The sequence below is a fragment of the Micromonospora sp. L31 genome, from assembly GCF_052068075.1.
GTDB lineage: Bacteria > Actinomycetota > Actinomycetes > Mycobacteriales > Micromonosporaceae > Micromonospora > Micromonospora purpureochromogenes.
This window is the reverse complement of record NZ_JBQHDC010000004.1, coordinates 443,924-458,323: the sequence shown is the minus strand read 5'-3', so window position 1 is coordinate 458,323 and position 14,400 is coordinate 443,924. Positions and strand designations below refer to the sequence as shown.

10 protein-coding genes are annotated in these 14,400 nt (G+C 74.4%); 6 read left to right on the top strand and 4 right to left on the bottom strand.

The genetic code is table 11. The annotated features are described in order from the left end of the window. Nucleotides 1–91: 91 nt before the first annotated feature. The 3 genes from ACTMS9_RS14805 to ACTMS9_RS14795 all read left to right on the top strand — a co-directional run bounded on the left by ACTMS9_RS14805 (nucleotide 92) and on the right by ACTMS9_RS14795 (nucleotide 4,555). Entirely contained in the window at nucleotides 92–1,492 is a 1,401-nt protein-coding gene (locus ACTMS9_RS14805; protein ID WP_441146654.1) for an FGGY family carbohydrate kinase, read from the top strand. A 97-nt stretch (nucleotides 1,493–1,589) separates the two neighbouring features. Continuing rightward, complete coding sequence (locus ACTMS9_RS14800) at nucleotides 1,590–4,133, top strand: nitrate- and nitrite sensing domain-containing protein (protein WP_441165216.1); 2,544 nt, start codon at nucleotides 1,590–1,592, stop codon at nucleotides 4,131–4,133. Beyond that, nucleotides 4,130–4,555, top strand: a complete 426-nt coding sequence (locus ACTMS9_RS14795) for a roadblock/LC7 domain-containing protein (protein ID WP_088961379.1) — start codon at nucleotides 4,130–4,132, stop codon at nucleotides 4,553–4,555. Before ACTMS9_RS14800 ends, ACTMS9_RS14795 begins: the two co-directional genes overlap by 4 nt. 125 nt (nucleotides 4,556–4,680) lie before the next feature. Here ACTMS9_RS14795 and ACTMS9_RS14790 read toward each other — a convergent pair whose 3' ends face one another. Next, the gene (locus tag ACTMS9_RS14790) at nucleotides 4,681–6,165 is read right to left on the bottom strand and encodes a GH1 family beta-glucosidase (protein ID WP_441165215.1); all 1,485 of its coding nucleotides are present in this window, start codon (nucleotides 6,163–6,165) and stop codon (nucleotides 4,681–4,683) included. Between the two features lie 861 nt (nucleotides 6,166–7,026). On the opposite strand from ACTMS9_RS14790, the gene ACTMS9_RS14785 reads away from it, so the two are divergent. Continuing rightward, entirely contained in the window at nucleotides 7,027–9,933 is a 2,907-nt protein-coding gene (locus ACTMS9_RS14785) for a glycoside hydrolase family 48 protein (RefSeq protein ID WP_441165214.1), read from the top strand. Between the two features lie 301 nt (nucleotides 9,934–10,234). Here ACTMS9_RS14785 and ACTMS9_RS14780 read toward each other — a convergent pair whose 3' ends face one another. After that, the gene (locus tag ACTMS9_RS14780; protein ID WP_441146646.1) at nucleotides 10,235–10,906 is read right to left on the bottom strand and encodes a DUF3159 domain-containing protein; all 672 of its coding nucleotides are present in this window, start codon (nucleotides 10,904–10,906) and stop codon (nucleotides 10,235–10,237) included. Between the two features lie 83 nt (nucleotides 10,907–10,989). On the opposite strand from ACTMS9_RS14780, the gene ACTMS9_RS14775 reads away from it, so the two are divergent. Next, nucleotides 10,990–11,877 (top strand): phosphatase PAP2 family protein, encoded by an 888-nt coding sequence (locus ACTMS9_RS14775; protein ID WP_441146829.1) that lies wholly within the window; start codon nucleotides 10,990–10,992, stop codon nucleotides 11,875–11,877. Here ACTMS9_RS14775 and ACTMS9_RS14770 read toward each other — a convergent pair whose 3' ends face one another. Next, a complete protein-coding gene (locus tag ACTMS9_RS14770) occupies nucleotides 11,878–12,330 on the bottom strand; it encodes a YbhB/YbcL family Raf kinase inhibitor-like protein (protein WP_441146644.1) in 453 nt (150 codons plus the stop codon). A 96-nt stretch (nucleotides 12,331–12,426) separates the two neighbouring features. Between ACTMS9_RS14770 and ACTMS9_RS14765 the strand changes: the two genes are divergently transcribed. Continuing rightward, nucleotides 12,427–13,107, top strand: coding sequence for a maleylpyruvate isomerase family mycothiol-dependent enzyme (locus ACTMS9_RS14765; RefSeq protein WP_441146827.1), 681 nt, complete (start codon nucleotides 12,427–12,429; stop codon nucleotides 13,105–13,107). A gap of 185 nt (nucleotides 13,108–13,292) precedes the next feature. Here the strand turns inward: ACTMS9_RS14765 and ACTMS9_RS14760 are convergent, their stop codons facing one another. Then, the gene (locus ACTMS9_RS14760; protein WP_441165213.1) at nucleotides 13,293–14,216 is read right to left on the bottom strand and encodes a DUF1028 domain-containing protein; all 924 of its coding nucleotides are present in this window, start codon (nucleotides 14,214–14,216) and stop codon (nucleotides 13,293–13,295) included. Nucleotides 14,217–14,400 lie beyond the last annotated feature (184 nt).

The window sequence follows — 14,400 nt, the reverse complement described above, 5'->3', positions numbered from 1 at the left end:
CGCCGGGCGCGGAAGCCGTCCGAGGTACGCGTCGCGCGCCCGCCCGCGATCGAGGCTTCGCCGGGCCGGTCGGCGGGTACCGTGACCGGCGATGAACATTCTCGCTCTCGACCTCGGCACCTCCTCGGTACGCGGGCTCGTGCTCGACGCCGACGCGGGCCCGCGGCCGGGTGCGCTGGCGCGGCGCAAGGTTCACGTGAGCATCGGCGACCGCGGCTCGGGCACCCTCGATCCCGTGCAGTACCTGGCCTGCCTGGTCGAGTGCCTGGACGAGCTCGCCGGCGCCGGGCACCTGCGCGACGTGCACCTGGTCGCGGTCTCGGCGCAGTGGCACTCGGTGGTGCCGCTCGACCCCGCGGGTGCGCCGCTCGGGCCGGTCCTGACCTGGCTGGACACCCGCGCCATGGCGGCCCCCGGCAACGCCGGCCCGGCCGATCCGGACGCCTACCACGAACGGACCGGTGGGTGGTGGCACCGCGGCTACTGGCCGCTCCGGCTGCCCTGGCTGCGGGCGCGGTGCGGCAGCCGGATCGCCCGGTTCGTCGGCCTGGCCGAGTACGTCCTCGGCCAGCTGCTCGACACCGCGCCGATGTCGGTCTCCATGGCCTCCGGCACGGGACTGCTCGACCTGCGCACGCTGGCCTGGGACGCCGAGGCCTGCGAGCTGGCCGGGGTCCGCCCGGGCGAGCTGCCCGAGCTGGCGCCGACGGGGTGGAACGGGCGACTGCGCGCGGAGCACGCCGGTCGGTGGCCGCAGCTGGCCGGCGTGGCCTGGTCCGTCCCGGTCGGTGACGGGGCCGCCTCCAACGTGGGTTCCGGTTGTGTGGACGGGCGGCGCGCGGCGGTGACCGTGGGCACCTCCGCGGCGGTCCGGCTGCTGCATCGGCTGCCGGCCGGTGAGCCGCTGCCGCCGCTGCCCGAGGAACTCTGGCGCTACCGGGTGGACCACGAGTACGTGGTGACCGGGGCGGCCTACTCCTGCGGCGGCAACCTCTACACCTGGGCCAAGCGGGAGCTGCGGCTGCCCGAGGGCCCGGAGCTGTCGGCCGCGCTGGCGCGGGTGCCGCCGGACGGTGGCGAGGTGACGGCCGACCCCCGCCTGGGCGGCGACCGGCCACCCGGCTTCGCTCCGGCCGGTGCCGGCGAGCTGCGCGGGGTCGGCTTCGCCACCACCGGGGTGGAGATCCTGGCCGGACTGATGGCCGGCCTGTGCCGGATGGTCGCCGACGATCTGGCCGTGCTGGAGTCCACCGTCGAGACGCCGATGGAGGTGGTGCTGGGTGGGGGAGCGATGGCGGCCTCCGCCTGGTGGCGCTCGGCGTTCGCCACGGCGCTGGCGCCCCGCCCGGTGCGGCACCGTGCCGAGCCGGAGATCGGGGCGATCGGCGCGGCGCTGGTGGCGCTGGGCCGGGTGGCCGAGGCGGGGCGGCTGGCGATGACCGACCCGCCCGACGAGGGACGCGCTCCGGAGCGCTCCGGCGCCGCTTCCTGACCGGAGCTGTGCCACGCCCCGTTGACACAGCTCGCGGGCCTGGTTGGATGGACCCCGCTCCCTGACGCGGGGGAGGCGGGGGACCGAGGAGGCAGGTGTGGGCGCAGGTCCCGACCCGAGGCAGGGCGAGCGGGGTGGTCGGAGCCGGGGGACCGTCCGGGTCGTACCCCACCGGCGGCGCTCGCCGTTCCGGCTGCGCGACTGGCGGATGCGCACCAAGCTCGCCACCGTGCTGGTCATCCCGTCGGTGGCCTTCCTGGTGCTGGCCGGCGTGCAGACCGCGGCGCTGGTCGGGCAGACCACCGCGCTGAGCGACTTCGCCCGGCAGGTCGGCATCGGCCGGCAGATAGCCACCGTGGTGGACCGGCTCCAGCAGGAGCGGGACCGCTCCGCGGGGGAGCTGGCCGAGCTGCGCCGGGCCGGGAGCGAGGCCGACCGGGACGCGGCGGTCAGCGCGCTGCGGCCGTTGCAGGCGGCCACCGACCAGGCCGTCAGCGAGCTGCGCGGGGCCGCGCAGCCGCTGGCCGACGCCGACGCGTCCTGGCGGGTGGCGTACGGCGAGGCCCTGGAGGCGTACGACCAGGTGGTCTACATCCGGGCCGCGGTGCCGCCGGCGGTGCTCAACAGCGACACCATCCTGAGCAACTACCACCGGGCCATCGAGGCGCTGCTCAACCTGCTGGCGGAGCCCTCGCCGGGGGAGCAGCAGCCCGTGCTCACCGACGCCGTGCTGCGGTACGTGCAGCTCGCCCGGGTCAAGGAGCTGTCGTCGCGGATCCGCGGGCAGCTCTACGCCGCCGCCCGGGCCGGCCGCTACGACCTGGACGACCAGGTGACCCTCACCGACCTGCGGGCGCAGCAGCTGGCCGCGCTCGGCGCGTTCCGGGTCGCCGCCACCAACGATCAGGTTCGGCTCTACGACCGGACCTCGGTCGACCCGGCGTTCGTCGCGGCGATGAAGCTGGAGGAGAAGAGCCTGCCCACCGGCGGTGCCCGCGCGGAGGTGCTGCCCGCGCCGCAGTGGTGGGCCGCCAGCGAGCAGCGCCAGGAGCTGCTGCGCCAGCTGGAGGCGCGGGTGCTGGACGACGCGGTGACCCGGGCCGACACGGTCAGCGGCGACCGGCTGCGCACCACCCTGCTGGTGGTCGGCGGCATCGTGGTGGTGCTCGGGCTCGCCGTGCTGCTCGCCCTGCTCATCGGCCGGTCCATCGCCAACTCTATGCAGCGCCTGCGTGGGCAGGCCCTGCGGATCGCCCAGGTCGAGCTGCCGGACGCGCTGGACCGGCTCCGCTCGGTGCAGGGCGGCGTGCCCACCATCGACGTGCCGCCCCCGGTCGTCCGTTCCTCCGACGAGATCGGCGAGCTGGCCGAGGCGTTCGTCGCGGTGCACCGCAGCGCGGTCAGCGTCGCGGTGGAGCAGGCGGAGACGCGGCGCACCGTCAACGCGATGTTCGTCAACCTGGCCCGACGCAGCCAGGTGCTGGTGGAGCGGCAGCTGGAGCTGCTCGACGACCTGGAACGGGAGGAGGCCGACCCGGACCAGCTGGAGAACCTGTTCAAGCTGGACCACCTGGCCGCCCGGATGCGCCGTAACGACGAGAGCCTGCTGGTGCTGGCCGGCACCGAGTCCACCCGGCGGTGGAACCGCCCGGTCGGTCTCGGGGCGGTGCTGCTGGCCGCCAGCGCCGAGATCGAGCAGTACCAGCGGGTCCGCCGCGAGTCGGTGGCCGACCTGTACGTGGTCGGGCACGCCGTCGGCGAACTGGTGCACCTGTTGGCCGAGCTGCTGGAGAACGCCACCGCCTTCTCCCGGCCCGACACCGTGGTCCGGGTGGGCGCCCGGGCCGAGGGCGGCGGCGCGGTGGTGGAGATCGTCGACCAGGGGTTGGGGATGAGCCCGGCGGCGCTGGAACAGGCCAACATCGTGCTGGCCTCCCCGCCGGCCGCCGACGTGGCCGCCTCGGAGCGGATGGGCCTGTTCGTGGTCAGCCACCTCGCCGCCCGGCACGGCATCCGGGTCCGCCTCAGCGGCGGCGCCCAGGGCCTGCTCGCCCGGATCGAGCTGCCCACCGCGCTGCTGGCCGCCGCGCCCCCGGCGGAGCTGGACGGGCCGGTCTCACCGCGGATGCTGACCACGGCGGTGGCCGGCGCGACCCGGCCCGGCGGGCCGCGACGGCCGGCCGGTGCGCCGGCGCCGACGGAGCTGCCGGTGGCCGGCCGTCGTCCCGACCCGGCTCCGGTGGTGCCCGTGCAGGGGCGGCCGGTGCCGGTCCGCGCCGAGGACGTGCTGTCGCCGGCCGCGGGCGCCCCGGCCGCCGGCGGCGGCTGGTGGTCCCGCCAGGGGCCGGCATCGTCCGCCGCGGTGCCGGCCGGTGATGTGACGCCCGCGCCGCCCGCGACGCCTGTCATCGGGGGCACCAACGAACGGGGCCTGCCGGTGCGGGTGCCGATGGCTCAGCTCTCCGCGGTCACCGAGCCGGCCCGTCCGGAGGCTGCCACCACACGGGACGACCCGGACCCGGAGGCGGTTGGTGGCATGCTGTCGCGGCTGTACAGCGGGGTCCGCCGGGCCGAAGCCGAGGAGACCCGGGAGATAATCTTGCCGCCGTCGGGTGGGCACAGCGAAGGGGGACGACAGTGACGACGACCTTGAGCCAGGAGGCGCGGGACCTTAGCTGGCTGGTCAACGCGTTCGCGGAGCGGGTGCCGGGGGTGGCCCACGCCGTGGTGGTCTCCTCCGACGGGCTGCTGGTCGCGATCTCGGCGCACCTGCCCCGCGACCACGCCGACAAGCTCGCCGCGGTGACCTCCGGCCTGATGAGCATCACCGCGGGAGCGGCCCAGATGTTCGACGGCGACATCGTCAAGCAGACGGTCGTCGAGATGGGGCGCGGCTACTTCCTGGTGATGCAGATCCGCGACGGCTCGATCCTCGCCACGCTGGCCGCCTCGGACGCCGACATCGGCGTGGTCGGCTACGAGATGGCCCGGCTCGCCAAGCAGGCCGGTGAGATGCTCACCCCGGCGCTGCGCGCCGAGTTGCAGCAGGCGCTGCCCCGCTGACGACGACCGCTCCCGCCGTACCGGCGGGCCGGTCCCGCCCGGCCGGACCCGCCCGCCCCGGCGGGTCGGCGTCCACCGGACCGCCCCCACGCGGTCCGGTGCGCCGGTCCCGGCCGGCGGGTGGCTCAGAGGCCGTTGTCGCTGATCACCTGCCGGTACCAGTGGGCGCTGCGCTTGGGGATGCGGCGCTGGGTGGCGTAGTCCACGTAGACCAGTCCCCAGCGCTGGTCGTAGCCCTCGGCCCACTCGAAGTTGTCCAGCAGCGACCAGACGTGGTAGCTCTCCAGCGGCACGCCGGCGGCGATCGCGCGGTGCGCGGCGGCGAAGTGGTCCCGCAGGAAGGCGATCCGGCCGGCGTCGTCGACGGTGCCGTCGGCGCCCAGGACGTCCGGGCAGGGCAGGCCGTTCTCGGTGACGGTGATCGGGATGGGGCCGTAGTCGCGGGTGACCCGGGTCAGGGTGTCGTACATCCCGTCGGGGTAGATCTGCTGCCACTCCGCCTCGGAGGTGGCCCAGCGCCGCACGGTGCCGCCGTCGGCGGTGACGTAGATCGGGGTGTAGTACTGCACGGCCAGCAGGTCGACCGGGCTGGAGATGATCTCCAGGTCGCCGTCGGCGATGCCCCGGACGAGCCGGCTGTCCCCGCCGAGGTCGGCCAGCACGTCGGCCGGGTACGCACCGGTGAGGACGGAGTCCAGGTACAGCCGGTTCTCGTACCCGTCGTAGAGCCGGGTCGCGGCCGCCGCGGCCGGAGTGTCGTCGGCCGGGTAGCACGGGTGCAGGTTGAACGCCGGCCCGATCCGCGCGGTGGAGCCGGTGGCCCGCAGGGCGCGCACCGCCAGCCCGTGCGCGAGCTGGAGGTGGTGGGCGACCAGGTACGCGGCGTCCGGATCCTGCCGGCCCGGGGCGTGGTGGCCCCAGAGGTAGCCGTTCTGCACCACGGTCTTCGGCTCGTTGACGGTCAGCCACACCGGCACCTGGTCACCCAGGCCCCGGAACACGGCGTCGGCGTAGTCGGCGAAGCGGTATGCGGTGTCCCGGTTCTCCCAGCCGCCGGCGTCCTGCAACGACTGGGGCAGGTCCCAGTGGAAGAGGGTGACCATGGGTGCGATGCCGCGCTCGTGCAGGCCGTCGACGAGCCGGCGGTAGAAGTCGAGGCCGCGCTGGTTGGGTCGGCCGGTGCCGTCGGCCTGGATGCGGGGCCAGGAGACGGAGAACCGGTAGCTGCGCAGGTCGAGGTCGCGCATCAGGTCCAGGTCCTCGGACCAGCGGTGGTAGTGGTCCGCGGCCACGTCGCCGGTGTCGCCGTTGCGGGTCCGCCCCGGGGTACGGCTGAAGGTGTCCCAGATCGACTCGCCGCGCCCGTCCTCCTTGGCGGCGCCCTCGATCTGGTAGGCCGAGGTGGCCGCGCCCCAGCCGAAGTCGCGTGGGAAGCGCAGGGTGCCCGCGCCGGGAGTGGCGGTCGGGTCCCTGTCCGGCCGGGTGTCGCAGCCGGCCGTCACGGCGGCGGCCGCGCCGGCCACGGCGGCCCCGACCGGGGAGAGCCCGGCGCTGGCGGTGGCGGAGAGCGCGGCGCGGTGCAGCAGTCGCCGTCGGGTGAGTATCGACATCGGTGTTTCTCCTCAGGGTGCGGGCCACCCCGACGGCCGGGAGCGCTCCCAGCACCGGCATGCGGCGTTCCGGCCGCCTCGGGGCGGACCGCCAGCCTAGAGGGCCGCGCGGAGGCGGCCGGGATGGGGGAAGTGAGATGTGACGGGCGCCGTCAGTCGTCCGACGCGTCGGGCGGGGCGCAGATAGCGAGCGAGGCCGGCCGGGCGGCGTACGCGCCTGTCCCGTCGGCCTCTTTTCCCGTCGACTACGGGGGTTTAGTGTGGGGACGGGGGAGGGCAACCCCCGTCCCCACCTTGGTGCACACACGCACGAGTCGAATTGGCGTCCGCCGTGCGTGTCGCGCGGGAGCCGGGCCACGCGAGTGGCTCTGGTTCCACCTCCCTCCGTCACTGGCGGGTGTCGGCTGGCGACGGTGTCCGGGCTGGCCCGTCGTCAGCCTCTTGGCTTGCACCGCGGCCGGGCGACCACGGTCGTCGAACAATTGCATCTCCGTCGATGGAAGCGCTCCCATCGGCGATGCAGCGACTGTAACGCCCGTCACGGGTTTGTGAAAGCCCCAAAACGAGATCGAAACATCGATCGGTGTCTCACCTGCGGTGTTGTCGTGGGAGCGCTTCCATGGCAGACTGTCGAATCGACGCAGCGGAGCCAGCTCGCGTGAGCGTGGGTCGCCGAGGGCATCCGGATCTCCGGACGGCACCCCGAGGAACCGCCGCCGCCCCACGGGCGGCAGACCGGCGCAGTTCCGCACCGACCACCTTCCCGGGCGCCTCCGTCCCCCCGCGTTCCCTGCTCGCGTGGAGGCGCCTCGCCGGCGGCCCGTCAGGCTCCGGCCCTCCTCTGAGGGAGACACCGCGCACATGAGACTCTGGGCAAGACGTCGCCGGACGGCGATGCTCGCCGCCACCGCGCTGGCCATCGGCGGGGTGACCCTGCCGGCCGGCGCCGCGCAGGCCGCCCCCGCCTGCGACGTGGTCTACGCGACCAACGACTGGAACACCGGTTTCACCGCCAACGTCACCGTCAAGAACCTGGGGGACGCACTCACCGGCTGGACGCTCAAGTTCTCCTTCCCGAACAGCTCCCAGCGCGTCACCCAGGGCTGGTCGGCGAAGTGGAGCCAGACCGGCAGCGAGGTCACCGCGACCAACGAGTCGTGGAACGGCAACCTCGGCACCGGCGCGTCGACCACCATCGGGTTCAACGGCGCGTACTCCGGCAGCAACCCGAAGCCCACCGCCTTCACCCTCAACGGAGTCGCCTGCAACGGCACCCCGGCCAACCAGCCGCCGAGGGTGTCGCTGGGGCTGCCCACCGGGCCGTTCGAGGCGCCGGCCGACGTGCCGCTCACCGCCACCGCCGGCGACCCGGACGGCACGATCGCCAAGGTCGAGTTCTACCGCAACGGCCTACTGGTCAACACCGACACCACCGCCCCGTACGGCTACACCCTCGAGGACCTGCCGGCCGGCAGCTACACCGTGCAGGCCAAGGCGTACGACAACGCCAACGGCGTCGCGGTCGCGGAGAAGGCGTTCACCGTCAACCCCGCCTCCGGTCCGGTGCTGGTGGCCACCCCGTCGGCGGTCAGCGTGACCGAGGGCGGCACCGGCACGGTCAACCTGAAGCTCAGCGCCGCGCCCAGCGCCAACGTGCCGGTGACCCTCACCCGCACCGGCGACACCGACGTCGCCGTCACCCCGGCGACCGTCACGCTCACCCCGGCCAACTGGAACACCGGGGTGACGGCCACCGTCGCCGCGGCCGAGGACGCGGACACCCTGGGCGGCACCGCCACCGTCACGGCCTCGGCCACCGGCTTCGCGCCGCTGGCGATCGCCGTCACGGAGATCGACAACGACACCCCGGGCGGGGACAACGCCTACATCAAGCGGTTCCTCGACCAGTACGGCAAGATCAAGAACTCCGGGTACTTCAGCCAGGAGGGCGTGCCGTACCACTCGGTCGAGACGCTGATCGTCGAGGCGCCCGACCACGGCCACGAGACCACCTCGGAGGCGTTCAGCTTCTGGCTCTGGCTGGAGGCGCAGTACGGCCGGGTCACCCAGAACTGGGCCCCGTTCAACAACGCCTGGACAGTCATGGAAAAATATATAATTCCGAATCATTCGGACCAGCCCACCGCCGGCGCGGCGGGCACCGCCCAGTACGCCGCCGAGTACAACCTGCCCAGCCAGTACCCGTCGCAGTTGCAGCCCTCCGTCCCGGTCGGCCAGGACCCGCTGCGCTCGGAACTGCAGAGCACCTACGGCACCGGTGACATCTACGGCATGCACTGGCTGCTGGACGTCGACAACACCTACGGCTTCGGCCGCTGCGGCGACGGCACCACCCGGCCGGCGTACATCAACACCTTCCAGCGGGGCACCCAGGAGTCGGTGTGGGAGACCGTGCCGCAGCCCTCCTGCGACACCTACGCCCACGGCGGCCAGTACGGCTACCTCGACCTGTTCGTCAAGGAGGGCAGCGCCCCCGCGAAGCAGTGGAAGTACACCAACGCCCCGGACGCCGACGCCCGCGCCGTGCAGGCCGCGTACTGGGCGCTGACCTGGGCCAAGGCCCAGGGCCGGGAGGCCGACGTGGCCGCCACCGTGGCGAAGGCCGCCAAGATGGGTGACTACCTGCGCTACGCCATGTTCGACAAGTACTTCAAGAAGATCGGCAACTGCGTCGGGGCCAGCACCTGCCCGGCCGGCAGCGGCCGGGACTCGGCGCACTACCTGATGTCCTGGTACTACGCCTGGGGCGGCGCGTACGACCCCAGCCAGAACTGGTCCTGGCGGATCGGCTCCAGCCACAACCACTTCGGCTACCAGAACCCGTTCGCGGCCTGGGCGCTGACCAGCGTGCCGGAGCTGAAGCCCAAGTCGCCGACCGCGGTCGCCGACTGGCAGAAGAGCTTCGACCGGCAGCTGGAGTTCTACACCTGGCTCCAGTCCGCCGAGGGCGGCATCGCCGGTGGCGCGACCAACAGCTGGGACGGCAGCTACGCCCAGCCGCCGGCCGGCACCGCCACCTTCTACGGCATGTACTACGACGTCGACCCGGTCTACAACGACCCGCCGTCCAACCAGTGGTTCGGCATGCAGGCCTGGTCGATGCAGCGGATCGCCGAGCTGTACCTGCAGACCGGCAACGCCAAGGCCAAGGCGCTGCTGGACAAGTGGGTGCCGTGGGCCATCGCCAACACCACGGTGGGCACCAACTGGTCGATCCCGTCGGACATGAAGTGGACCGGCCAGCCCAACAACTGGGACCCGGCCAACCCGCAGGCGAACACCAACCTGCACGTCGAGGTGACGGTGAAGGGCCAGGACGTCGGCGTCGCCGCCGCCTACGCCCGCACCCTGATCGCGTACGCGGCGAAGTCGGGCAACGTGTCGGCCAAGAACACCGCCAAGGGGCTGCTGGACGCCCTCCACGCGGCCAGCGACGCCAAGGGCGTCTCCACCACCGAGAAGCGTGGCGACTACCGGCGCTTCGACGACGTCTACAACGCCGCCGACGGACAGGGCCTCTACGTCCCGTCCGGCTGGACCGGGAAGATGCCCAACGGCGACGCCATCGCCGCCGGCAAGAGCTTCCTGGACATCCGGTCGTTCTACAAGAACGACCCCGACTGGCCCAAGGTGCAGGCCTACCTCAACGGTGGCGCCGAGCCGACCTTCAACTACCACCGGTTCTGGGCCCAGGCCGACGTCGCCATGGCGTACGCCGACTACGGCAACCTGTTCCCGAACGGGTGAGGTGACCCTCCCGGGTGGGTGGCGCGGCGCCACCCACCCGGGGGCCGACCGGGCCCGGGGGAGCGGACCGCCCGGTCGGCGGGCGGCCCGACTCCCACGGTCGGGCCGGGGGTGGGTCGACGGTTCGGTCGACGCAGCGGATCGGGCGACCCACCCCACCGCCCGCCGCGGCGTGCGTCAGGGAAAAGCCGCGAAAAAAGAGGGCGTCGCGGGATCACACGACGCCGTGCGACGGAGTACCGTGTTTCTCGGAGAGGCCGCTCCCCCCGTGGCGGCCTCTCCCTTAATTTTTCCCCCCGGTTCAGCTTCCGTCCGGGGTGACCGGGTGCCGCAGCCCCGGGTGGCCGGCCGGCAGCGACCGCCGGATCAGCACCCAGCTCACCGTCAGCGCCGCCGCCACCAGCGGCCAGGTCATCGCCGCCCGGGCCACCGTCAGCGCGACCACCTGACCGCCGAGGTACAACGGCAGGAACACCGCCACCCGCAACGCGTACGTCGCCGCCCAGACCCAGCTGCCCCGCGAGTACGCCCGCAGCAGCGCCCGGTCCCGCCGCCACCGGCCCCGCTGCCGCAGCGCCACCCCGACCACCACCCCGAGCAGCGGCCAGCGCACCACGATGCTGACCACCCAGACCAGCGCGCTGGCCGCGTTGGAGAGAAGCTGCACCAGGAAGAAGTCGGCGGCCCGTCCGGTGTAGAGCGCGATCAACGCGGCGACGCAGACGGCGAGCAGCCCGACCAGCACCGACCTCGGCCGGTCACCCCGGCGCAGCCGCCACCCGGCCACCGCCGTGCCGACCAGCACGGCCGCCGCCACCCCGCCGGCGATGGACCGCCCGGTCAGCAGCCAGCCGAGGGTGAACGCCACCGGCGGCAGGGTCGCGTCCACCGCACCGCGCCGCCCGCCCAGCAGGTCCGCCAGCGACTCCGGCCGCTCCGCGACCGCCGGCTCCCGTTCCGCCGTACCGCCCACCGTCACCTCCCGTGGTCCGGCCCCAACCTAGCCGGGACGCACCGGCGTCCCGCCGAGCGACCTGCCGGGAGTGCCGCTACGGTGTGCGGGTGCGCGCGACGGCAAGAGGTTGGACCGCGGTCTGGTTGGTCGTACTGGCTCTGGTCCAGGCGGCCGCTCTCATGGTGCTGTGGCGCTTCGCCGTGCACACCGGGACCGGCCAGTGGCTGGACACGGTCGCGTTGACCGGCAACCAGATCGGCCAGGACCGCATCGACGGGCCGGTCAACCGGATCCTCAACGCGATGTCGGTGGTGTCGCTGCTCGCCGCCACCGCCGTGATCGGCTTCATCGCGCTGATCCGTGGCCGCAAGGCGCTCGCCGTCGCGGCCACCCTGCTGATCGCGGGCGCGAACGTCAGCACCCAACTGCTCAAGTACGTCCTCGACCGGCCGGCGCTGGGCATCGACCCCGAACGGGACGCCGCCGGCAACAGCCTGCCCAGCGGGCACGCCACCATCGCCGCCTCGGTGGCGCTGGCGCTGATCCTGGTGCTGCCGCCCAAGGTGCGCCCGCTCGGGGCGTTCCTCGGCGTCGCGTACGCCGCCATCGCCGGCGTGGCCACCCTCTCCGCCGGCTGGCACCGGCCCAGCGACGCCGTGGCGGCGTTCCTCGTGGTCGGCGTCTGGGCCGCGCTGGCCGGGCTGCTCCTGCTGGTCTTCCAACGGGAGCAGGCGCAGGTCTCCGCCGAGGACGCCCACCGGGTCGCCGCGGCCCTGCTCGGGCTGGGCGGCCTGGCGGCCGTCGTCGCCAGCGGGCTGGCCCTGTCCTGGCTGCTCGACCAGCAGCAGGTGCCGGTCGACGAGCTGAGCCGCCGCCCGCTCTTCATCGGGTACGCGGGCAGCGCCGCCGGCATCGCCGGCACGATGGCGGTGGTGGCCGCGCTGGTGCTGCTCCCGATGCACCGCCTGGTGCCCCGCTACAAGGGCTGATCAGCGCCGGTACGTCCCGACCATGGTGCCGCTGGCCAGCTCCCGGCCGGCCAGTGCCGCGTGCACGTCGGCGGCCTGCGGGGCGTCGGGCAGGTCGACCGGGCGTTCCAGGGCGTACAGGCGGAAGAAGTAGCGGTGCGCCTCGTCGCCCTTCGGCGGGTGCGGCCCGCCCCACCCGGTGGTGCCGAAGCCGTTGGGCCACTCCCGGCCGCCCTCGGGGACCAGCCCCTCCCCGACTCCGCCGGAGGTCGGGGAGATCCCGGTGACCAGCCAGTGCAGGAACGGGCTCCGCCCGGCGTCGGGGTCCTCGACCAGCAGCAGCAGCTCGGTCGTGGACTCCGGCACGTCGGACCACTGCAACGGCGGTGAGGCGTTCCCGCCGTCTCGCGAGAACCGCCCCGGCAACTGGTCGTGGTCGTTGAACGCGGTGCTGCGCAGCATGATGCCGGCCATCTGTCGCCCGCCCCCTCTCGTCGGCCCGGCGCGTACCCGCGACCGGCCGGCCGAAACCGACGTGGCAGGGTACGAGCACGACGACGGCGGGGGAGGATCGGCCCGGTGGAGACGGTACGGACGGCGTTCCGGGACGAGTGCGCCCGGCTCGACGGGGTGCTGCGCACCCTGACCGAGGCGGACCTGGGCCGCCCGACCCCCTGCCCACCCTGGGCCGTCCGCGACCTCGTCGCCCACGTCAGCACCGGCGCCGGCCGCCTGGTCGACATGCTCGCCGCGCCGGCCCCGCCCCGGGCGGAGGTGGACGCCGCCGGCTACTTCGGCGCGGCGAAGTTCACCCCGGAGGTCGACGCCGCGCGGGTCGACAACGCCCGCCGGGAGGCCCGTCGACCGGCCGACGCGGCGGCGACGGCCGGGGCCTTCACCGCCGCCTGGCGGGGCACCGACTCCGCCGTCGCGGCGCAGCCCGCCGACCGGGTGGTCCGCACCCGGCACGGCGACGCGATGACCCTGTCCGACTTCCTCGTCACCCGGGTGGTGGAGGTCGGCGTGCACGGCCTGGACCTGGCCCGGGCGCTGGACCGGCGGCCGTGGCTGACCCCGACCGCCGCCCAGGTGGTCGCCGACCTGCTCACCGGCGGCCGGCCCGTCCCGGCACGGCTGGGCTGGGACCCGCTCACCCTGATCCGCAAGACCACCGGGCGGCTGCCGCTCACCGAGGCCGAGCGCGCCGAGATCGCGGCGGCGGATTTCCGCTGGCTCTCCTTCGCCGGCTGACCCGTCCGCCGGCCGGCCGGGTCGCCGGCTCCCCGGCAGGCTCGCGCCCACCGTGCCGGGCAGAGCGGTGGGTCGCCGCGCCGGCAGGGCAGGTGGGTCGCCTGCCGGGCAGGGCAGCGGGTCGCCTACCGGGCAGAGGAGCGGGCCGCCGTGCCGGGCAGGGCAGCGGGTCGCCGTGGACCGGGTCAGTCGCCGGTCCGGGGCGCGGGGATCGCGGCGACCGTGCGGCGCAGGTGCGCCAGGACGATCGGGTCGATGTGCCCCGGCACCAGCCGTTCCTCGAGGTTCTCCCAGCCCGCCCAGGAAGCGAGCGCATCCTCCAGCGCGGGCCCGGCGACCGTCGCGGGCGCCGCAGCGCCCACCGGGTGGACGGCGGCCGTCAGCCCGGCGCCGCCGACCGGGTGGCCGGCGGCGGCCAGCAGACCGGCTACCTCGTCGGCGAGCGGGCCGGCCAGCTTCAGCAGCGTGGCCGGGTCGGGCTTGCCGAAGAGCATGGTGTGGATGTCGAGCAGCCGGTGCAGCTCCCCGACCGGGTCGAGGTGGTCGTCCACCCGCAGGTCGACCAGGTTGTCACCGGTGCCCGCGTACCCACCGCCGCGCTGGACCACCAGGAGGGCCGCGCTCTGGCGACCACGCCGGTCGCCCCCGGCCTGCTCACCGGCGCGCAGGGCGGCGAGCAGGCGCTGCGGGAACGGCAGCGACTCCCCGGCCAGCCAGCCGTCGCGCACCGCCTCGACGACCTGCGGGCCGGCCAGGATGTTGCCCTGGGTCGCCCAGCCGTCGCCGGCCAGGCCACCGGCCCAGCCGCCGCAGCGCGGGCCGGTCCAGGTGGCGCCGGGGCCGGTGGCGCCGACCACACCGAGCTGCCGGTCGTCCCGGCCCGGATCGGCGGCGACCAGTTGGGCGATCACGTCGGCGGCGGGGGCGCCCGCGCGCAGCAGCGCCAGCCCGTTCGGCCGGTAGGAGAGGTTGGCGTGGGCCTGGCTGGCCACCGCGCCCACCTCGGCCTCGGCCCCCGGCACCAGGGCGCCGGCGGCGAGGAACCTGCTGGCCACGGCGACGCCGTGCAGGCGGCCGTCGGCGGACCGGGCGACGAGGGAGAAGGTCACCGGTGAAGGTTAGCGTCGCCGTGGGGCACCCGGGAGTCCCCGCCGAGCGCGGCGCGCTGGCGCCCGGGACCGGAGTGGCCCACAACACCGACCGGCGATGGCTCACGCCGCCGACCGCAGTGGCCCACACCACCTGCTGGCCGTTGGCCCGGTCCGACCGGCGATGGCCCGGGCCGGTAGAGCA

Coding starts and splice junctions, on each gene's coding strand:
- ACTMS9_RS14790 (WP_441165215.1), bottom strand. CDS start 6,165: ATGTCGATACTCACCCGACGGCGACTGCTGCACCGCGCCGCGCTCTCC.
- ACTMS9_RS14805 (WP_441146654.1), top strand. CDS start 92: ATGAACATTCTCGCTCTCGACCTCGGCACCTCCTCGGTACGCGGGCTC.
- ACTMS9_RS14770 (WP_441146644.1), bottom strand. CDS start 12,330: ATGGCCGGCATCATGCTGCGCAGCACCGCGTTCAACGACCACGACCAG.
- ACTMS9_RS14785 (WP_441165214.1), top strand. CDS start 7,027: ATGAGACTCTGGGCAAGACGTCGCCGGACGGCGATGCTCGCCGCCACC.